At 43.9% G+C, this 19,338-nt stretch carries 17 protein-coding genes and 1 tRNA gene; 7 read left to right on the forward strand and 11 right to left on the reverse strand.

The window, feature by feature from the left end; genetic code table 11:
* Positions 1–201 precede the first annotated feature (201 nt).
* The 6 genes from F9L33_RS05060 to F9L33_RS05085 all read left to right on the forward strand — a co-directional run bounded on the left by F9L33_RS05060 (position 202) and on the right by F9L33_RS05085 (position 5,723).
* Complete coding sequence (locus F9L33_RS05060) at positions 202–1,131, forward strand: branched-chain amino acid ABC transporter permease LivH (protein ID WP_152141904.1); 930 nt, start codon at positions 202–204, stop codon at positions 1,129–1,131.
* 4 nt (positions 1,132–1,135) lie between these two features.
* A complete protein-coding gene (livM, locus tag F9L33_RS05065; protein WP_152141634.1) occupies positions 1,136–2,479 on the forward strand; it encodes a high-affinity branched-chain amino acid ABC transporter permease LivM in 1,344 nt (447 codons plus the stop codon).
* Positions 2,480–2,481: 2 nt separating this feature from the next.
* Entirely contained in the window at positions 2,482–3,435 is a 954-nt protein-coding gene (locus F9L33_RS05070) for an ABC transporter ATP-binding protein (RefSeq protein WP_226803950.1), read from the forward strand.
* An 8-nt stretch (positions 3,436–3,443) separates the two neighbouring features.
* The gene (locus tag F9L33_RS05075) at positions 3,444–4,154 is read left to right on the forward strand and encodes an ABC transporter ATP-binding protein (RefSeq protein ID WP_152141906.1); all 711 of its coding nucleotides are present in this window, start codon (positions 3,444–3,446) and stop codon (positions 4,152–4,154) included.
* Complete coding sequence (locus F9L33_RS05080) at positions 4,154–4,513, forward strand: DUF6867 family protein (protein ID WP_152141635.1); 360 nt, start codon at positions 4,154–4,156, stop codon at positions 4,511–4,513. The genes F9L33_RS05075 and F9L33_RS05080 overlap by 1 nt, the downstream gene beginning before the upstream one ends.
* A 106-nt stretch (positions 4,514–4,619) precedes the next feature.
* Positions 4,620–5,723: a branched-chain amino acid ABC transporter substrate-binding protein gene (locus F9L33_RS05085; protein ID WP_152141636.1), complete on the forward strand. Its 1,104-nt coding sequence runs from the start codon at positions 4,620–4,622 to the stop codon at positions 5,721–5,723.
* 68 nt (positions 5,724–5,791) lie between these two features.
* On the opposite strand, the gene F9L33_RS05090 is transcribed toward F9L33_RS05085, so the two are convergent.
* Genes F9L33_RS05090 through F9L33_RS05100 form a run of 3 tightly spaced genes read right to left on the reverse strand, consistent with a single transcriptional unit; the run spans position 5,792 to position 8,260 of the window.
* On the reverse strand, positions 5,792–6,802 hold the full coding sequence (locus tag F9L33_RS05090) for a biotin-dependent carboxyltransferase family protein (protein ID WP_152141637.1): 1,011 nt from the start codon (positions 6,800–6,802) through the stop codon (positions 5,792–5,794).
* A complete protein-coding gene (locus F9L33_RS05095; RefSeq protein ID WP_152141638.1) occupies positions 6,795–7,484 on the reverse strand; it encodes an allophanate hydrolase subunit 1 in 690 nt (229 codons plus the stop codon). The genes F9L33_RS05090 and F9L33_RS05095 overlap by 8 nt, the downstream gene beginning before the upstream one ends.
* Positions 7,484–8,260, reverse strand: a complete 777-nt coding sequence (locus tag F9L33_RS05100; protein WP_152141639.1) for a LamB/YcsF family protein — start codon at positions 8,258–8,260, stop codon at positions 7,484–7,486. Before F9L33_RS05100 ends, F9L33_RS05095 begins: the two co-directional genes overlap by 1 nt.
* Positions 8,261–8,474: 214 nt before the next feature.
* On the opposite strand from F9L33_RS05100, the gene F9L33_RS05105 reads away from it, so the two are divergent.
* Positions 8,475–9,881 (forward strand): DUF2235 domain-containing protein, encoded by a 1,407-nt coding sequence (locus F9L33_RS05105; protein ID WP_193221972.1) that lies wholly within the window; start codon positions 8,475–8,477, stop codon positions 9,879–9,881.
* 17 nt (positions 9,882–9,898) lie between these two features.
* On the opposite strand, the gene F9L33_RS05110 is transcribed toward F9L33_RS05105, so the two are convergent.
* The 8 genes from F9L33_RS05110 to F9L33_RS05145 form a co-directional block, all read right to left on the reverse strand.
* Positions 9,899–9,988: transfer RNA gene (locus tag F9L33_RS05110), tRNA-Ser, on the reverse strand.
* Between the two features lie 57 nt (positions 9,989–10,045).
* Positions 10,046–12,415: a DUF3772 domain-containing protein gene (locus F9L33_RS05115; RefSeq protein ID WP_152141640.1), complete on the reverse strand. Its 2,370-nt coding sequence runs from the start codon at positions 12,413–12,415 to the stop codon at positions 10,046–10,048.
* A gap of 10 nt (positions 12,416–12,425) precedes the next feature.
* Entirely contained in the window at positions 12,426–13,460 is a 1,035-nt protein-coding gene (locus tag F9L33_RS05120; RefSeq protein WP_152141641.1) for a cysteine synthase A, read from the reverse strand.
* A 93-nt stretch (positions 13,461–13,553) separates the two neighbouring features.
* Positions 13,554–13,994 (reverse strand): TrgA family protein, encoded by a 441-nt coding sequence (locus F9L33_RS05125; RefSeq protein ID WP_152141642.1) that lies wholly within the window; start codon positions 13,992–13,994, stop codon positions 13,554–13,556.
* A 4-nt stretch (positions 13,995–13,998) separates the two neighbouring features.
* Positions 13,999–15,207 carry a cyclopropane-fatty-acyl-phospholipid synthase family protein gene (locus F9L33_RS05130; RefSeq protein WP_152141643.1) on the reverse strand — a complete coding sequence of 403 codons (1,209 nt, stop codon included), beginning with the start codon at positions 15,205–15,207 and terminating at the stop codon, positions 13,999–14,001.
* Between the two features lie 65 nt (positions 15,208–15,272).
* Positions 15,273–16,685, reverse strand: a complete 1,413-nt coding sequence (locus F9L33_RS05135; protein WP_152141644.1) for a deoxyribodipyrimidine photo-lyase — start codon at positions 16,683–16,685, stop codon at positions 15,273–15,275.
* A gap of 48 nt (positions 16,686–16,733) precedes the next feature.
* Positions 16,734–17,957 carry an aminotransferase class V-fold PLP-dependent enzyme gene (locus F9L33_RS05140; RefSeq protein WP_152141645.1) on the reverse strand — a complete coding sequence of 408 codons (1,224 nt, stop codon included), beginning with the start codon at positions 17,955–17,957 and terminating at the stop codon, positions 16,734–16,736.
* A 176-nt stretch (positions 17,958–18,133) separates the two neighbouring features.
* On the reverse strand, positions 18,134–19,300 hold the full coding sequence (locus F9L33_RS05145; protein ID WP_152141646.1) for a serine hydrolase: 1,167 nt from the start codon (positions 19,298–19,300) through the stop codon (positions 18,134–18,136).
* Positions 19,301–19,338 lie beyond the last annotated feature (38 nt).

Genomic DNA, 19,338 nt, shown 5'->3' on the forward strand with positions numbered 1-19,338 from the left:
TTACAAATATGCTGGATAAGAATAAAACCCAAAAGATGACGCATAAATGAGCAAAAAAACCGCAAAACCCATCCAGCTCACTTTTTTTCACCAAAAGTAGCAAAAATAACGAAATTCACTTGCAAGGACGCCAGAATGGGTGCTTTCATCTGCCTGACAGCCATATCTGCAAATTACTTGCTGTCATTTGGGGAGAGAATTTTGGAATATTTTGTACAACAATTGATTAATGGACTAACGCTGGGGTCAATTTATGGACTTATCGCGATTGGATACACGATGGTCTATGGCATTATAGGAATGATTAACTTCGCTCATGGTGATATCTTCATGGTCGGTTCGTTCATTTCCCTAATCCTTATCGTAGCTCTTGGCTTAACAGCTGCAGCAGGTATGTGGACAATTATATTTGTTCTTCTTTTTGTTCTTGTCGTCTCGATGGTACTTACCGCTACATGGGGCTGGGCCGTTGAGCGTATTGCTTATCGCCCTTTACGTGGCTCGTTTCGTTTGGCGCCGCTTATTACTGCAATTGGCATGTCGATTGTGTTGCAAAATTTCGTTCAAATTTCCCAAGGTGCGCGAAATAAATCCATACAACCCCTTGTTACAGGTGGTCATGATGTAATGGTAAATGCAGAAACTGGTTTTTCTGCATATCTATCAAATATTCAAATTCTAATTATGACGGTTACAGTCGTTCTGATGTTTGGCTTTACATTCCTTATTAACAAAACGTCCCTTGGCCGTTCGCAACGTGCATGTGAACAAGATACAAAAATGGCTTCATTATTAGGCGTGAATGTAGATCGCACTATTTCACTAACGTTTATTATGGGGGCTGCACTGGCTTCTGTCGCAGGCGTTATGTTCCTGTTGTATTATGGCGTAGTTGATTTCTACATCGGCTTTTTAGCAGGTGTTAAAGCATTCACAGCAGCTGTTCTTGGAGGTATCGGATCATTACCTGGCGCTATGTTAGGTGGTTTGTTGATCGGGTTGATCGAAACGTTCTGGTCTGGATACTTTAGCGTTGAATACAAAGACGTTGCAGCCTTTTCGATCCTAGCAATCGTATTGATCTTTATGCCGTCTGGTTTGCTAGGCAAACCAGAAGTTGAAAAGGTATAATACAATGGGCAGCGTGACAGACGTAAATCAATATGATGATTCATTGTTGATTAAATCTTTAAAAGAAGCGGTTATTGCAGGTTTCATCACATTCTTGATGGCTGCCATTTTGATTGGTGTAAAATCAGAAATCGCCATTGGCGGTATTGAACTAAAATATCGTTGGGGCGCATTGTTTGCAGCCGCAGGGATCGCAGCAGCAGGCCGTTTTGTTCTGTCTTATTTGTTTTGGGGACGAGACACCAAGGTTGGTGATTATTTAGATAAAGGATTAAACGGCCTTTCAGGGGCAACCTCTGGTATGGGTAAAATCATACCAATCGCACTTCTTGCGCTTGCCATACTCCTTCCATTTCTTTTGATGCAAGCGGTCCCTGCTCAGGCACGTTACTATCTGGATATTGCAACCGTTGTTTTAATTTATGTAATGCTTGGTTGGGGATTGAACATCGTTGTTGGCCTTGCTGGCCTTTTGGATCTTGGCTATGTGGCATTTTATGCCGTTGGTGCTTATTCATATGCTTTGCTTGCCACAACATTCGGCTTATCATTTTGGATATGCTTACCACTTGCAGGTATTTTAGCGGGTTTCTGGGGCGTCATCCTAGGATTTCCTGTTTTACGATTGCGCGGAGATTACCTTGCCATTGTAACCTTGGCCTTTGGTGAAATTATCCGCGTAGTACTTTTGAATTGGTACGAAGTTACTGGTGGTCCTGATGGCATCTCGCGTATTCCGCGCCCAAGTTTCTTTGGTCTTGCCGATTTCAAACGTGGCGACAGTGGTTTTGCAGCATTATTCGACATCCCCTATTCTCCAATGCACCGTATCATTTTCCTATATTTCCTGATCCTAGCACTGGCTTTGCTCACAAACTGGATCACAAACCGCCTGCGCCGCCTTCCTTTAGGTCGTGCATGGGAAGCTTTACGCGAAGACGAAATTGCCTGCCGTTCATTGGGGATCAATACCACCAATACAAAACTATCTGCCTTTGCCATTGGTGCCATGTTTGGCGGTATTGCAGGATCATTCTTTGCAACACGCCAAGGTTTCATCTCACCTGAAAGCTTTACCTTTATCGAAAGCGCAATCATCCTTGCGATCGTTGTTCTTGGCGGATTGGGCAGTCAAATAGGTGTTGTTGTGGCGGCTATTGTTCTGATTGGAGGCACGGAAATTTTCCGTAACCTCGAAGAATATCGGATGCTAGTCTTTGGCCTCGGTATGGTTTTGGTGATGATTTGGAAACCGCGTGGTTTAGTATCAACACGTATTCCAAGCGTCTTCTTGAAAGAACGAAAAGCCGTTTCCGCAGATCTTGTGGCACAAGGCGAAGGACACTGATAATGGCGACCACTCGAAAAACAACAATGACACGTACGCCATTGCTCAGTGTGCAACATCTTACCATGCGCTTTGGTGGCTTACTTGCCATCGATAACTTGTCCTTTGACGCTTACAAAGGTGATATTACAGCTCTGATCGGGCCGAATGGTGCTGGCAAGACAACCGTTTTTAATTGCATCACGGGTTTCTACAAACCCACAGAAGGCCGCATTGGTTTTGCTCATGAAACGGATGCTTATGATAAAATTGATGCATTAACAGCCTCTGCTAACCGTTCTGACATCCATGGTTCCGCTTTATATCTTTTGGAACGCATGCCTGACTTTGAAATATCACGTGATGCAAAAGTTGCACGGACATTCCAAAACATTCGACTATTTGGTGGCATGACCGTTCTGGAAAATCTGATGGTTGCGCAACACGCGCCTTTGATGACAGCGTCATCCTTTACTTTTGGCGGATTGTTTGGCCTGAAAAAATACCAAGATGGTCATAGTCATGCGATGGAATTGGCAAAATTCTGGCTTAATAAGGTTGGCCTGACAGAGCGCGCTGATGATCCAGCCGCTGACTTACCATATGGGGATCAACGTCGTTTGGAAATTGCACGCGCAATGTGTACAGAACCCAAATTATTATGTTTGGACGAGCCCGCCGCAGGTTTAAATGGCAAAGAATCTGCTGAATTGAATGAGTTATTACTGTTTATAGGTAAAGAACATGGCACCAGTGTTTTACTGATCGAACACGACATGAATGTTGTAATGGGCATTTCGGATCATATTGCAGTTCTCGATTATGGTAAAAAAATAGCCGACGCTTCTCCTGAAGAAATTCGCAACGATCCAAAAGTGATTGCGGCCTATTTAGGTGTTGATGAAGACGAAGTTGAAGAAGCTGTGAAAACACCTGTTAAAAAGAAAGCAGCAAAAAGCAAGGGAGCAAAAAAATGAGCGAACCCATGCTAAAAATAGAAGGTGTCGAAACCTACTACGGTCGCATCATTGCCCTGCGTGGTGTGGATGTACACGTGAATGAAGGTGAAATAGTCACCCTTATTGGAGCTAATGGCGCTGGTAAATCTACATTAATGATGACCATTTGTGGCTCACCACAAGCACGCACAGGCACGATCACATATCGTGGTGAGGCCATTGAGAAAATGCCAACCCACGAAATTATGCAGCGCGAAATTGCACAATCGCCAGAAGGGCGCCGTATTTTTTCACGTATGACTGTTCTGGAAAACCTTATGATGGGTGCCAATGTGATTGGCATGGACCATCTGGATGAGGATTTGGAAAAAGTCTTTAATTATTTTCCACGTCTAAAAGAACGGCAAAGCCAACGTGGCGGCACATTATCAGGAGGCGAGCAGCAAATGCTGGCAATTGCCCGTGCTTTGATGAGTCGCCCTAAATTATTGCTGCTTGATGAACCCTCTTTGGGTTTGGCCCCTATTGTTGTGAAGCAAATCTTTGAAACCATCACAGAGTTAAACAAATCGGAAGGTTTAACGGTTTTGCTGGTGGAACAAAACGCCAATATGGCCCTTAAGATTGCCCATCGCGGATATGTCTTGGTGAATGGCCAGATCACACTGACAGGTACTGGCCAAGAATTACTATCGCGTGAAGAGGTTCGTGCGGCTTACCTAGAAGGAGGTCATTAATGGAAGGGTTAATCTGGGAAAGTTCGTTTTTAGTATTTTTCTTTCTTACATGCATCATTGCAGGTGGGATCGCATGGATGACAGGTCGTAGTATAGCATCGACTTGGCGTGCACGCTGGCAAGTTATCGCTTATGTAGCGCTCCTAACAGCCGTGACACGCTTCATGCATTTTGCTTTATTCGAGGGTACATTGCTAAGCGCACATTATTATATCGTTGATTTCATAGTTCTAATTGTCATCGGGCATTTAGGGTATTTTACAACACGTGCCAATCAAATGGCACAACAATATAGCTGGATGTACAAAAGAAGCGGCCCTATTACGGCACGTTTAAAACAGAATTCTGATGTGGAATGAAACACAACGACGCTTGCATCAGAGCCCATTCTGGGCACAGTTTGGTCTGTTATATAACAGATTGAATCGGATCCCAAAGATCCACAACAACTAGGAGGAAGTTCTTATGAAAAAGTTACTACTAAGCAGTGCAGTTATGGCATTAAGCATGACCGCATCCTCTGCATGGGCCGATATTGTGATCGGGACTGCAGGACCAATGACAGGTCAGTACGCTTCATTCGGTGAGCAAATGCGCATCGGTGCAGAACAAGCGGTTAAAGATATCAACGCTGCTGGCGGTGTTCTAGGCCAACAACTTGTTCTAGAAGTCGGTGATGATGCATGTGACCCAAAACAAGCGGTTGCAGTTGCAAACCAAATGGCAGGTAAAGGCGCTGTGTTTATGGCAGGTCATTTCTGCTCTGGCTCATCCATCCCAGCATCATCTGTATATGCAGAAGAAGGTATCATCCAAATTTCACCAGCATCCACGAACCCAAAGCTTACGGACGAACGTCCTGGCCCAGGTGTTTACCGCGTATGTGGTCGTGATGACCAACAAGGGGAAGTTGCTGGTGCATTCTTGAAAGCAAACTTTGGCGACAAAAAAGTGGCTGTTGTTCACGATAAAACAGCATATGGTAAAGGTCTTGCTGATGCGACTAAAGCTGCGTTCGAAGCCGCTGGTGGTACAACAACACTTTATGAAGCCTTCACAGCTGGTGAAAAAGACTACACAGCGCTTGTATCAAAGCTAAAACAAAACGGCATTGATGCGCTTTACGTGGGTGGTTACCACACAGAGGCTGGCTTGATGAAACGCCAAATGGTTGACCAAGGTATGAGCACAACGCTTATTTCTGGTGATGCTCTTGTGACAGATGAATATTGGTCCATCACAGGTGAAGCTGGTGCTGGTACACTGATGACATTCTCACCAGACCCTCGCAAAGCTGAAACAGCTAAAGACATCATTGCAGCCCTAGAAGCAGATGGTAAAACAACTGAAGGTTACGTTGTTTACACATATGCTGCTATCCAAGCATGGGCAGCTGCTGCAGAAACTGCAGGCTCAGTAGACTACGACCCAATGGTTGCTGCATTGAATGCAGGTAATTTCTCTACTGCTCTTGGTGATCTTTCATTCGACGACAAAGGTGATGTATCTCTACCAGGTTACGTTTTCTATGAATGGAAAGACGGTAAATACGATTACCTTACAAAATAAGTTTTAAAGACTTTTAATACCCTGCATAGCCTGTGCCATGCGGGGTATTTTTTGACATATAAGAATTCTTAGTCAGGAATAGAAAATATTCCACCAATCAAATTTTCACCCATTAAACGTTGCTCCAGTGTCCCTCTCGGTTCTGAAATGGCGCTTAGATATTTTTGGGTTTGTTTTGCATATATCCGTGCCGAATCTACAGCTTCTTGTGGAGAGACTGCTTTAAACCGCAGTTGGTCTTTATGGCGTAATTGTACTAACCTATCCATATCGGCAGAAAGTACTGTCGCAATTTTAGGATACCCACCGGTTGTTTGATGATCTGATAATAGAACCGTTGGCACTCCATCCCCGGCCACTTGCACAGAACCGCGCACAATAGGCTCTGATGGAATCGATAATGCAGCATCTAATGACAAAGTATCACCATTCAGACGGACTCCCATACGGTCGTAATTTTCTGATAAAGTATAAGCTTTTGTTAAAAAACATTCTAACGCTTGATCTTGAAAGTGCTGATCTTGCGGCCCCATAACCACGCGGGCGGTATTTATAAATTGTAAGTGTTTTGGGCACTGAATCCCCCCATGACGGGCTTCATAAACAGATGCATCTTTAATAGTAATTTCTTGCCCAGTTAATATATTGCCACCACCAAAACCAGACATAGAGTGTGTCGCGGTATGCCCCAACCAAGTTGATGCATCCAGTTGTCCCGAAAATGCCAAATAAGCCCAACTGCCCGTCTGCCCTGCCCGTACCGCCAGCCGTTCACCTTTGTGCAGTGTTATAACGGTCCAAGAGCTGTATTTTTCCCCAGCATGGTCAATTTTAAAATCTCCGCCAGTAACCGAGACAGTCACCGAACCAGACAGACATTCTAGCATTAACCCACCCAACGAAATTTCAATCGCTGAGGTATCAACAGGGTTACCCAACGCAACATTTGCCGCAGCATGTGACAAACGATCCATAGGACCAGAGGCAGGTACACCGTATCGTAAGTGCCCGAAACGCCCGCCGTCTTGCACCGTTACCAATGGACCTGCAAAACTGACCTTTAAACGCGCATCAGCCATTTTTCACCCCTTTGGACATTTGTTCATAGGTTGCAAGATCAATGCGTTTAAATGTAACGCGATCTCCTACATCAAACAAAAATGGCGCATCGGGTTCATTCAACAAAATTTTGGTAGGCGAACGCCCAATGATCGACCACCCCGTTGGCATCACAATCGTAGATACCAAACATTGCGCGCTGGCAATAATGACACTGCCAGCTGCAACATTGCGCACAGGTGTAGGTTTACGCGGAACTTGTATCGCATCAGGTACGCCAGCCATATAGGCATAGCCAGGAGCAAACCCATACATGACAATATGATATTCCCCAGCCAAATGCGCATTAATGACGGCCTCTTTGGTTAAACCGCATGTTTTGGCTACTTCAGTAAGGTCAGGCCCGAAAGCATCATCGTAACAGACATGAACCGTTTTTCGTCCAGCGGAAACATCCCCTACTTGCACAGTTTCCATTAGTTTACGCAATGCGCACTCTAACTCTTGGTGATCTGTTATAAGGGGATCAAAACGGATCAGAATATTCACGAATGCGGGAACTGTTTCACACACACCTTTTAGCTTTGCTTGCATCACAGCCCGATCGAAGGCGACAACCATTTGATTGGCAGCATCACCAATCTCAGTCGCAAAGCTTATTAGAAGCGCGTAATCAGCGACGGGTTTAAACCTTGGCTCCATTAAGCTTCTTCGGGTGCAATAAAACTGGTAAGCGTTACACCTGCCGCCGTTAAACGGTCTTGAATGCGGCGCGTCATAGTGACGGCACCATCACTATCACCATGAACACATATTGAATGCGCGGCCAATGGAATTGGGTCGCCATCAATAACGGGCATCAAACCAGTTTCCAAAAAAGCAACCAAACGATCGGCTGCTTCATCTGCATCATGGATCATCGCCCCATCTTGCCCTCGTGGAACAAGTTGACCATTTGATAAATACCCACGATCCGCAAAAATCTCAGAGTACACTTTTGCACCTGCTGCGCGCCCAGCTTCTTCTAACTGCGTCCCTGAAATCGCAAGAATGGCCAAATCAGGATTCACTTTCAAAGCGGCTGAGACATAAGCATCAGCAACTTTGCGGTCACGCGCCGCCAAATTCGCCAAAGCACCATGCGCTTTTACATATTGAACTTTTACGGGCACCAAAGCAGCCACACCCATTAAGGCCCCAATTTGAGCCGCAACCATACGGCCAACTTCATCAGGCTCCATTGGAATAACACGGCGCCCAAATCCTTCGCGATCATTGTATCCAGGGTGTGCGCCAACAATTACGCCTTTTTCAGCAGCAATTGATAACGTTTGATACATGGTCTCAGGGTCACTTGCATGGCCACCACAGGCTATGTTGGCACTGTTTACCAGTGACAACATTGTTGCATCGTCCCCCATATGCCAGGGGCCAAAACTCTCTCCAAGATCAGAATTTAAATCAATCTGATGCGTCATTATAGTATTCTCCAATAGCCCTATTTGGGCATATTAACCTTATATTTAAAATACATTTATTCCCAGCAACCACAATGAACATCATTGTTTGCAATCAAAACACTCAAAAGAGAAATGGCAGATCGTAACAATCAAACAAGGCTCAATTTTTGCATCTTTTGAATCTGTGCTAGAATTACGAATTATAGAATCATTTATTATTGTGAAAATAACCATGTCAAAAAATATATTAATACTCTCAGATGGCACGGGCCAAGGCGGCGGCGTTATCCTGGATGAGAAACGAAGCAATGTATACAAACTTTACCGTGCTACCCGATCAGGGCCTGAAACTTCTATCGCTCCAGACGAACAAATTGCATTTTATGATCCTGGGCTGGGTTCTAGTAGAGATAACGAACACATCCGTTTTGGGTTATGGCGGAAAATATATAACGCCTTAGCACAAGCCATGGGGCTGGGTATTACACGCAATATAATTGACTGTTATGCCTTCATTATTCAACATTGGCATGAAGGCGATAGAGTCTATCTTTATGGTTTCTCAAGAGGTGCATATACGGCACGTTGTGTGGGCGGTGTAATGGCCTATTGCGGCATCCCTACTATGGAAAACAACAAGCCGATCAAAAGAGACGCAAAAACAGCACGGCGTATCGCTGAAGAAGCCGTTATAAAAGTGTATCAACACGGCGTTGGAAGAAAGCAAGAACGGTTTGCGTTACAAAGAAAGGAACTCGCAGCTGAGTTTCGCAAGAAATATCAGTCGGAAATTAAGCCCAAGAATGTTGAAAAAGGTTGGTCCAATGCTGTGCCATACTTCATTGGTGTGTGGGATACAGTTGCAGCACTTGGCGCAAGCTTACCAAAAATGATTGTCTTAGGTTTGGTTCTAACAGGCTTTGTATTTAGTATGTTCGCGCTCACATATTTTGCATTGGTTTTTTTCGGTTTGTTATCCCCTTCCATTGGATATCTTAAATGGAGTCTTATAGGAACAAGCATAAGCTTTGTATTAGCCTTAGCATCTTACGCATTTACCCATATTCGTTGCGCACCAGAACTGTCGACCCCATGGTGGAAAACAATACACAGACGCGCTTGGAAAATGCAGTTTTATGACACATATCTAAACCCACGCGTACAATACGCAAAGCATGCTCTTTCTATTGATGAAAATAGACACGATTTTAAACGCGTCGAATGGACCGATCACAGTAAATCACACAGGCAAAAAACACAAAACTGGTTCCAACAAATGTGGTTTCCAGGCGTTCACAGCGACGTTGGTGGAAGTTATCTTGAAACAGAATCTCGTCTTTCTGATATTGCATTAAGCTGGATGGTCAAATGTTCGAAATCTGCAAAACACCCAGTGTTATTCGATGAGCATTATCTTCGAATGTATCCTGATGCGAAAGGTGTTCAACATGATGAGCGCAAAGGCAAGTTTCCATGGAAGTTTGGTCTTCGAGACATACCAAATAATGCGGCATTACATCCGAGTGTCATTGAAAGGTTTGAAGCTGGCGCAGTCGTGCATTTTGATGAAGTTACTGAATACAGACCAGTAGCTCTCGAAACACATGACGAGGTAAAACACTTTTTCAAAAAGGACTAAATAGATATGTAATGAAATGGCGGACAGACAGGGATTCGAACCCTGGAGACGGTCACCCGCCTACACACTTTCCAGGCGTGCGCCTTCGACCACTCGGCCACCTGTCCGTAGAGGCTCGTTTACACAATGCATTTTAGGCAAGCAAGGACAAAAAACGCGCTTCATTATTTCTTTGGCTTAGGAACAGCTTTACGTGTAGTTTTTGGTGTCGGTGGCAAGAAATCTTGAGCATTTTTAATACGTACTTCCCGTTGTGCAAACGGAATTTCAATGCCCTCTTCCGTAAACCGTTCGACGATTGCATAGTTGAAATCTGAAAGCGTATCCAAAACATTATTCACATCGCGAATAATTGCACGCAATTCGAAATCCATTGAATCCGCACCGAACCCTTTGAATACCACCCACGGCTTTGGCAGTTTCAATACGTTTGGGTGCTCGGCAGCAATAGACAGTAACACCTCTTCCACCAAACGTGGGTCCGTACCATAAGCAACACCAACTGGGGCTTTTACGCGCCCCCTAAGATTATCATGTGTCCAGTTCGTAACCGTACCGGCAATAAGATCCGCATTTGGGATAATAACTGTCGCACGATCAAATGTTTCAATACTTGTAGAGCGCACTGAGATTTTTGAAATGTTCCCAGAATTACCGCCAACCTCTACCCAGTCTCCAATTTTCACGGGACGTTCGATCAACAAGATAATGCCAGATACAAAATTAGATACAATCGCTTGTAAACCAAAACCGATACCAACGGAAAGCGCACCAGCTACAATAGCTAGATTAGACAGATCAAGGCCTGTTGTCATAATCGCAATCAATGCTGATAGGAAAATACCAATATAACCAAACCCTGTTACAAGTGCGTTCTGCGCACCGCTTTCAATTTTAGTGTTAGGTAAGACTGCCGTACGAAGTGCCGTCTGCATTAAACGCGTAATCGTATAACCAATAAAGAATATTGGGATAAAGATCAGAAAATGGGATACCGATATACGGGTATCACCCAATGAAATCCCTTCATTTAAAATGAACCAAACGTTCGTCAGGTCACTAACACGTGCCCCCCAAATAAGAGCGAGTAAAGGAACTGCAAAGCAGATCAGAAGAAAAGCGAGTAAAACTTTATAAAGGCCACCAGATGGTACATCTTCTTGCTGTTTAGAGCTTCTGTGTAAACCAGACAACATTAGGCGGACGAGTAAAATATAGATGAAAAAGAGTGCCGCTATTAAAGCCAATGTCAGCACCATCGAGAATATCAGGGTCGCACCTGCATTTGAATAGCCAAATGCTGCCAATAACGGGCCACCTAGGCCAGCAATGTAACATGCACCACTCAGCAGTCTTGAAATATTTTCGCGTATTCCAGTTTGTTCTTCGCGCGCATTTAAAAGCGTTTGGACTTTTTTAATTTTGCGTCCCAAGCGAAATACACCGTACCCAAGAAGCACAATAAATGGAAAGCGAATAACGGATAGGATCTCTGTTGGCCATTCAGCCCCTTTAGACAAACCATCAACAAAATAGAAAACAGCCATGACAATGCCGATTGCAACAATTGTACGCTGCCCACCAACAACTAGTCCCGCCTCTTCACCTAAATTGTCACCACTATAAATTTTGCCCTGCGGCAGATTTCGGGCAAGCCAATTAGCCCCAAAAAAAGACAGCCCCATTATAGGAACTGATCGCATCAATAAATCACCACGTAAGGCAAATAATTCCGCAAGCTCAATAGCAGCAACGAGCAACAACAAACCAAACATAGGCAACAAAAAGACAGCCAAAGATGCCAACAATCGTGGCACATCACCAATAGAGCGCAAGCTCTCATCATTTGCAGTTTCTAAACCACGCGTCACCCAATTCCGCACAGGAACCATTAGAATAAGACTCAATGCGATTAAGATTAAAATGATAGGTCCGTTTTGTTTTCGAACTTTGGCTTGCGTTGCACTATCCCACTGTGTCTTAACTTCAGTTCCGATCTCACCGATATATTTTGTAAATGCAGATAATGCATTTGGCCAAAGTTTAGGATTTAAAGGACTACTATCTAATTGAAGCAAAGCGGTAGTATTACGGGCGCGGATGATTTTATCAATTTCGCTGATTAGGCCACCTGCCCTGCGAAATGCTTCTTGAGAAACAATTAAAGGCGCGCGTGCTTCTGCAAGCTGACCGTTTAATTCAGTCCGCCGCGCTGTAACCTGTTCCGTTTCTTGCTGTCCCTCTTCTGGAACCGCACCTAATACCGCAATTTGTTCTTGAACCGTTGCCACACGACGCGCACGTGCTTCTTGTGATGACAAAGCCTGTGCTCTGTATTTCACCAAATCCGAGCGTAAAATTTCTAGTGCTTCTGTTGAAGCTTGACCGTTCGACACAACGCTTTCAGCACGTGAAGCAAGTTCGCGAAACTGTTCAATATCAAAAGCATTATTAGAGTTTTGTGCAAAAGCCGCACAGGCGATAAAGGCAACCACACCCAATGTAATGGTTAGCCTTTTAAGAAGCCATGTCATATTTTAGAGCCTATTCAAATACAGACGGAATGTCTGTTTCAGCTTTATCCAACCACTCTGGCACAGGTAAATTCATTGCCTTTAAGAATGTTGGGTTGAAAATTTTAGACTGGTAACGGTTACCGTAATCACAAAGGATTGTCACAATCTTATGCCCAGGCCCCATCTCTTTGGCCATACGTATAGCACCAGCAATATTTATACCTGTAGAGCACCCCATGCAAAGACCTTCATCTTGCAGCAGATCAAAAACAATAGGAAGTGCTTCTGAATCAGGGATATTGAAGGGCATATCAACATCCAAACCTTCCAGATTTGCAGTAATGCGTCCCTGGCCTACACCTTCAGCAATTGAATCTCCTGATGATTGCAACTCGCCATTTTTATAATAATTGAAAAGCGCGGCGCCATCTGGATCAGCAATCCCAATTTTAATATTTTTATTCTTTTCACGCAAACCTTTAGCCACACCAGCCAATGTACCTCCGGAGCCAACGGCACAAATAAAGCCATCAACTTTGCCGTCTGTTTGCTCCCAAATTTCAGGTGCAGTGCTGACAACATGCGCTTCACGATTGGCTACGTTATCAAATTGGTTTGCCCAAATAGCACCGTTAGGTTCTGTCTTTGCAAGTTTTTCTGCCAAACGCGCTGAATATTTCACATAGTTGTTTGGATCTTTATATGGTTTAGCGGGCACTTGCACCAATTGCGCACCTGCCAAGCGGATCATATCTTTTTTCTCTTGGCTTTGTGTTTCAGGAATAACGATAACCGTCTTAAATCCCATAGAAGCCCCCACCAGCGCCAACCCAATACCTGTATTCCCGGCGGTTCCTTCAACAATTGTACCGCCAGGTTGCAACTTACCTGATTTGATCGCATCTTTTATAATTCCCAAGGCAGCGCGATCTTTTACGGATTGGCCAGGATTCATAAATTCTGCCTTACCGTAAATATCACAACCAGTTAGTTCCGATGCTTTACGCAAACGGATTAGTGGTGTGTTGCCTACTGCATTCGGAAGATCGGAATAAACGTTCATTGCGGGTCCATTTCGTTATTGTTTCCTAATTGATACGCCGCTTAAACGAGAGCATCAACACCCAATACGAGTGGTTTGATGGATGAAACACAATTATGACCAGAAACGATTTGCCAAACCAGCAGCTATACCACTGATACATCCACCTATGACGAGTGCAGCAATAAGTACTGGATCAGATAAAATCTGTATGTAGTTTAATGATGCATCCATAAAGCTATCAAATACACCCCATATCTTTTTGATGTAAAATCCCTTCAGTCTTTCAATGACATGCCAAATAGCATGGGCAACAACTGCGACGAACACCAAAGTAATTGTAGCGCGCAACCCAGCAACAATAGACTTTATACCACCATAGGCTGGCGAAGGACCAAGCGCTTTCCATCCCACAATAAAACCTAAAAATGCATTAGCCGCGTAAAAGTTTACATTACCTTGGAAAACAGCTGTTAATTCGTCATATAAATACGCAACTGTGGTAGCTGTTATTGCTAAAAAAACTGCTCCTACTAATTTTGCAGCTGTTGGCATATATTCATTCCTTACGCATTGTCACCTGAGTTACATCAGTCGTACCGTACTCAAAGCCTGCTGCACAAGATGTTAAATAAAAGTTCCACATGTTACGGAAACGATCATCAAAGCTGTGATCAGAAATTTGACCCCATTTCTGATTAAAATCTTCATACCAACGGCGCAATGTTAAGGAATAGCTTTTGCCAAATTCCATTGAGCCTTCGTAAAATAGTCCTGCTCTTTCAATCTCTTGCCTCAAAACAGTTGGGCTTGGTAACATTCCACCAGGGAAAATATGCTTCTGAATGAAATCTACAGACTTACGATAACTTCCAAAGATGCTATCTGCGATCGTAATAACCTGAATAGTCGCTTGTTTCCCATATTTCAGGCTGTTGTTGATTGTATCAAAATAAGACGGCCAATATTTTTCACCCACAGCTTCAAACATTTCAATGGATGCAATCCCATCATATTGACCTTTTTCATCGCGGTAATCTTGCATAACAACATCTACACGTTCTGCTAAGCCTGCTTTGAACAAACGTTCCTTTGCAAAATCGTGCTGCTCTTTGGAAATGGTCAAACATTTCAATCGCGCACCACGCTGGCCAGCTGCATATTCAGCAAAACCACCCCAGCCACAGCCAATTTCCAGCAGATGATCTCCATCTTGCATCCCCATCAAATCACAAATGGAGGCGTATTTTTGCGTTTGAGCTTTCTCTAAGCTTTCCTGTTCGGTCTTAAACAACGCTGATGAATACGTCATCGTGTCATCCAGCCATTTAGAATAGAAGTCGTTCCCAAGATCGTAATGATATGAAATATTTTTCCGCGCTTGATTTTTGGTATTACGGTTCATCCAATGACGAAAGCGTTCATAAACACGTAGCAATCCAGCACCAGGATAAGAATTGCCAATTTCATGGTAATTATCAAAAACCAAATCCATAAAGGCCATTAAATCAGGCGACGACCATTGCAGATCAAGATAAGCGTCAGAAAAGCCCATATCGCCTTCACGGATCAATCGCGCCCATATAGTATCATCCTTAGATACAACACGCGCAACATGACCCGCATCAGGGCCATCAATACGGAATACACGTCCATCCGTTAGCTCTAATTCTAACGCGCCACGTTTAAGGCTTTTCAATGAATGAAAAACCAATGCGAAATACCGTGGCAAGTTTTCTTGCCCTTTTGTTGAGGTCAAAATGGTCATTGCAGCCTCCTAGGTTGCATAAATGTTACGATGATTCTGTTGTTTTTGCCAATTTTTTGCATAAATCAGGCTTTTTGGGCTGAATAAGCCGCTAAAGCGCGCTCTCGCCCTTCTTTTAAAGATATTATGGGTTCTTCCGATTTTTGCCCTAGGTCAAGCTTCCATGATAGCGGAATTGCCGCGTAAAAAGACATCCCATCGTCATGCGAGTTCTCTTCTGTTGGTAAGAATCTGTCTCTATACGCACGATCCCCATCAAACTTCTCTGCCTGCGTCGCAGGATTGAAAACGCGGAAATAAAGAGCTGCATCTGGTCCACAGCCTGCGACCCACTGCCAGCCCATTGCATTCGATGCTGGATCCCAATCGATCAAAGTATCGGCAAACCAATCCAACCCAACTTTCCAATGCGTCATAAGATGTTTGGTTAAATACGAACCCACCAGCATCCGAACCCGATTGTGCATTATACCAGTAACATAAAGTTCACGCATACCTGCATCAATAAATGGTTCCCCAGTCATGCCTTGGCGCCATAACTCTGCATCTGGATTATCATTGCGCCACGGAAAACTGTCCCATTCTGAGCGCCAATTCGATGTAGTGATCTGAGGTGTGTGGTAAATCAGGTGATAGGCAAACTCGCGCCAAACCACTTCTTTAATGAAATGTTCAGCTCCTTTTGCACCCCGTTCCATAGCTGCACGCCCCGCATGATATAGCACACGTGGTGAAATCTCACCATATGTCAGGTTTTCGGACAAACGCGATGTAGCAGGCAAACCCGCAAAATCACGATCCTCTTTATAACGATCCACTGCTGTATCGATAAAATGGGTTAAGCGATCTAATGCGGCTTCTTCCCCAACACAGACATGTTTGGCAACCACATGGGCACCACGATTCATCGCACGTCCCATTTCCCAATCGACAATATTATCTGTTTTAGGCCAAGTTATAGGGGATGCGATGTTTGTTGGTGCTGGCAAACAATCGGAAACAGGTATTTGCCGCACACAATTCCAAAATGGCGTGTAAACTTTAAAGAAGCCCCCTGCCTTGGTTTGCGCCACCCAAGGTTCAAACAATAAATGCCCTTTGAAACTGTCCGCTTTCAATCCCATTTCGCGTAACGACGTTTTAACTGCTGTGTCGCGTTCAATTGCATCTAGGTCATAGGCACGTGACCAATAAACAGTCGTTGCACCTGTTTCTTTGACTAAACCCTTTAGAACATCAACTGCCTTGCCGCGGCGCAAGATAAGCTTTGAACCCATGTTCTCTAGAGTGGTGGCAAATTGCTTAACGGATAAACCCATGCGCCATTTAGGAGCAGCACCAAGTGTCTCGACACATTCATCATGTATCCAAACGGGGATAATTGGGCGCCCTGTTTGCACTGCAGTATAAAGCGCAGGATGATCGCTTAAACGCAGGTCACGCCGCAACCATAAAATTATAGGTGATTTAGTCGTCATTATATCCCCGCAATTATGTACCTTATACGCGGGAGGTATTTTATTGGATTACAATATTTTATCCAAAGTAGTGATTAATTTTTGAACTTCGTCTTCATGCGTGTAATGTACAAAGCTTAATCGCAAAACACCGTGGTCAGGATCTATACCTTGGCCTTCTAAACAGCGCACGCCATAGAAGTCCCCACCACCTGCCATGATACCGTGGCTTGCTAACTCAGCAGCAACCTCTTCACCGCGCCGCTCTAAGCTAACAGCAACAGTTGGCGCTTTAATGTTCGCATCTCTTGGGCCGAGCATACGAACCGAATTCTTATCCCCCAAATAATCTAACAAAGGCTGCAAAAGCTTCACTTCTTGTGCGCGCATCAGGTCGTGTACAAATGTTCCACGTCCTTTGGCATCTGCCTTTCCAGACTGTTGATGATGCTCATACAATGCATCAACATAATCAGCCATACCAGCACACGCCGCTATTTGCGCATGATCAGGCCCAGCTGGTGTAAACCGCTTATACAAAGATCCAGCATTAAAATAATGTCCTTGATTTGGAAGCCGTTCCCCCAATTCACGTTTTATTGCCATGATACCTTGATGCGGCCCATAGGTTTTATATGCAGAGAACATATATATATCCGCACCAAGGGCCCCAACGTCAGGAATACCATGTGGCGCATAGCTTACACCGTCTACACAGGTCACAGCACCCGCTGCGTGTACAACTCGGCAAATAGACGGCACATCATTCACTTCCCCAACGACATTTGAACAATGCGGAAAACAGACGAGTTTAACCTTATCATCAAGTAAACTAATCAAGTCGAGAATATCTAGATGCCCAGTATCAGGATCAATCTTCCATTCACGTATCTCCACACCACGATCCGCCAATCTGCGCCATGGACCAGAGTTTGCCTCGTGATCTTGGTTTGTTACAATAATGGCCTGTCCTGGGTGTAAATAGTCAGCAAAAGCTTGCGCTAATACATATGTGTTCTGTGTCGTAGAGGGGCCAAAACTCAGCTCATCTTGTTCAATTCCCATAATAGCAGACAGACGTTTGCGCGCTTCATCCATTTCTTCACCAGCCAAACGGCTAGCTTCATAGGCGCTGTATGGCTGAACTTTTCGTTCAATATAGTAACGAGACAAACGGTCGATGACTTGTCTGCAGGTATAAGAACCACCAGCATTTTCAAAAAATGCTTGGTTCGTTAACGGCTTGCTTGAAAACGCAGGGAATTGTTTGCGTACAAATTCTATATCTAACATTTATGGATACCTTGCTCGTGTAAATATAACTCGTTACGAAAACAATCTTGTCCCAATGTTCCGCTAATGCAAGATCATTCTTTACTTTAAGGTAAGTTAAAACCCTTGAGAGAACTCAGTTTATAAAAAGGCATAGAGATTGAATAAAGTATTGAATTTTATAACTATCTAAAAACTTACAAAGCAGCGGTGATCCTTCGGAAAATTTCAATGTTATGATTGGAAACACCGTCTTCTCTAAATCCGCGGTCAACACTATTGACGACAATCACCGTATCAGAGTTGCGGTCAATATAAATATATTGACCATATATACCGTGCGCAAAAAACTCCCCTGCTCTTGGATTTACAGCTGGTATCCACCATTGATATCCATACCCGCGTTCGCCTGCTTTGGTATTTGCACTGGCTTTTGTAGAAGCATATATCCAATCTTTTGGTATAATCTGCTGACCATTATAAAACCCATCTTGCAAGATCATTTGACCAAAACGTGCGTAATCACGCGTGGTTAAATTTAAACCGCCTAAAACAAATGCAACACCTTCGCCATCCGTTAGATAATATGGTTCTTTTTCCAACCCAAGCGGCATTATTATTTTTTCGGACAACAAACTGGTAACTGACCTCCCAGTTGCACCTCTTACAACCATCCCAATGACGTGCGTATCAATAGATACATACTGCATAACTTTTCCAGGTTCTGCGAATGTTTTGCTTATACCTGCAGAAAATCCATCCAATGTTCCACCCAAAGCGATTTCACGTCCCATGCGGTTGATATCGGAATTTTTATCTAAATAGTCTTCATCAAATTCAACACCACTCGACATCTGCAGAACATTCTTCAATGTTGCAGTCTCATATCCACTTCCCTTCAGAAGAGGTACATATTTTGTTACGGGGTCATCAATCGATGCAATCGCTCCCTCTTCCAATAATATGCCAACCAAGGCTGATAGAAAACTTTTGGCAACTGACCACGATATGCGGAGGTCGTCATCCATTGTCCCTTGATAATATTCCTCAAAAACAAGATCACCTGATTTGAGAACAACCAAACTTGTTACCGATCGGTCTTTCACCCAAGTGCGTGTTTCTTGATCCAACTCAATCTGCACATCTTTAGTTAAGATTGTTGCTTTACCTTTTCCTTTGGGAACTGGCGTATTTAAAAAAGCTTGGTCCATATGGCTAAAATTTCGAACAATTTTATCCTCAGCAAACAAGCTGTTCACAGCCATCAGACGCGTAATTTCCTCACGCTTCCAAATCCCAATAGCGGCACCAATCAGGATCAAAACAGCAATTGTCTTAAAGGCAATTATACCAACCCGTTTCATCGAGACCTCTCACGTATAAAATATTAACGAAAGACTGC

Origin of the sequence: Amylibacter sp. SFDW26, from assembly GCF_009184395.1 — a bacterium.
Classification (GTDB): domain Bacteria; phylum Pseudomonadota; class Alphaproteobacteria; order Rhodobacterales; family Rhodobacteraceae; genus Amylibacter.

What these genes read in the sequence shown, in the direction of transcription:
- F9L33_RS05080 (WP_152141635.1), top strand. Translation starts at nt 4,154, where the DNA reads ATGGAAGGGTTAATCTGGGAAAGTTCGTTTTTAGTATTTTTCTTTCTT.
- F9L33_RS05145 (WP_152141646.1), bottom strand. Translation starts at nt 19,300, where the DNA reads ATGAAACGGGTTGGTATAATTGCCTTTAAGACAATTGCTGTTTTGATC.
- F9L33_RS05105 (WP_193221972.1), top strand. Translation starts at nt 8,475, where the DNA reads ATGTCAAAAAATATATTAATACTCTCAGATGGCACGGGCCAAGGCGGC.
- F9L33_RS05125 (WP_152141642.1), bottom strand. Translation starts at nt 13,994, where the DNA reads ATGCCAACAGCTGCAAAATTAGTAGGAGCAGTTTTTTTAGCAATAACA.
- livM (WP_152141634.1), top strand. Translation starts at nt 1,136, where the DNA reads ATGGGCAGCGTGACAGACGTAAATCAATATGATGATTCATTGTTGATT.
- F9L33_RS05095 (WP_152141638.1), bottom strand. Translation starts at nt 7,484, where the DNA reads ATGGAGCCAAGGTTTAAACCCGTCGCTGATTACGCGCTTCTAATAAGC.
- F9L33_RS05090 (WP_152141637.1), bottom strand. Translation starts at nt 6,802, where the DNA reads ATGGCTGATGCGCGTTTAAAGGTCAGTTTTGCAGGTCCATTGGTAACG.
- F9L33_RS05140 (WP_152141645.1), bottom strand. Translation starts at nt 17,957, where the DNA reads ATGTTAGATATAGAATTTGTACGCAAACAATTCCCTGCGTTTTCAAGC.
- F9L33_RS05120 (WP_152141641.1), bottom strand. Translation starts at nt 13,460, where the DNA reads ATGAACGTTTATTCCGATCTTCCGAATGCAGTAGGCAACACACCACTA.
- F9L33_RS05100 (WP_152141639.1), bottom strand. Translation starts at nt 8,260, where the DNA reads ATGACGCATCAGATTGATTTAAATTCTGATCTTGGAGAGAGTTTTGGC.
- F9L33_RS05115 (WP_152141640.1), bottom strand. Translation starts at nt 12,415, where the DNA reads ATGACATGGCTTCTTAAAAGGCTAACCATTACATTGGGTGTGGTTGCC.
- F9L33_RS05135 (WP_152141644.1), bottom strand. Translation starts at nt 16,685, where the DNA reads ATGACGACTAAATCACCTATAATTTTATGGTTGCGGCGTGACCTGCGT.
- F9L33_RS05070 (WP_226803950.1), top strand. Translation starts at nt 2,482, where the DNA reads ATGGCGACCACTCGAAAAACAACAATGACACGTACGCCATTGCTCAGT.
- F9L33_RS05075 (WP_152141906.1), top strand. Translation starts at nt 3,444, where the DNA reads ATGCTAAAAATAGAAGGTGTCGAAACCTACTACGGTCGCATCATTGCC.
- F9L33_RS05130 (WP_152141643.1), bottom strand. Translation starts at nt 15,207, where the DNA reads ATGACCATTTTGACCTCAACAAAAGGGCAAGAAAACTTGCCACGGTAT.
- F9L33_RS05085 (WP_152141636.1), top strand. Translation starts at nt 4,620, where the DNA reads ATGAAAAAGTTACTACTAAGCAGTGCAGTTATGGCATTAAGCATGACC.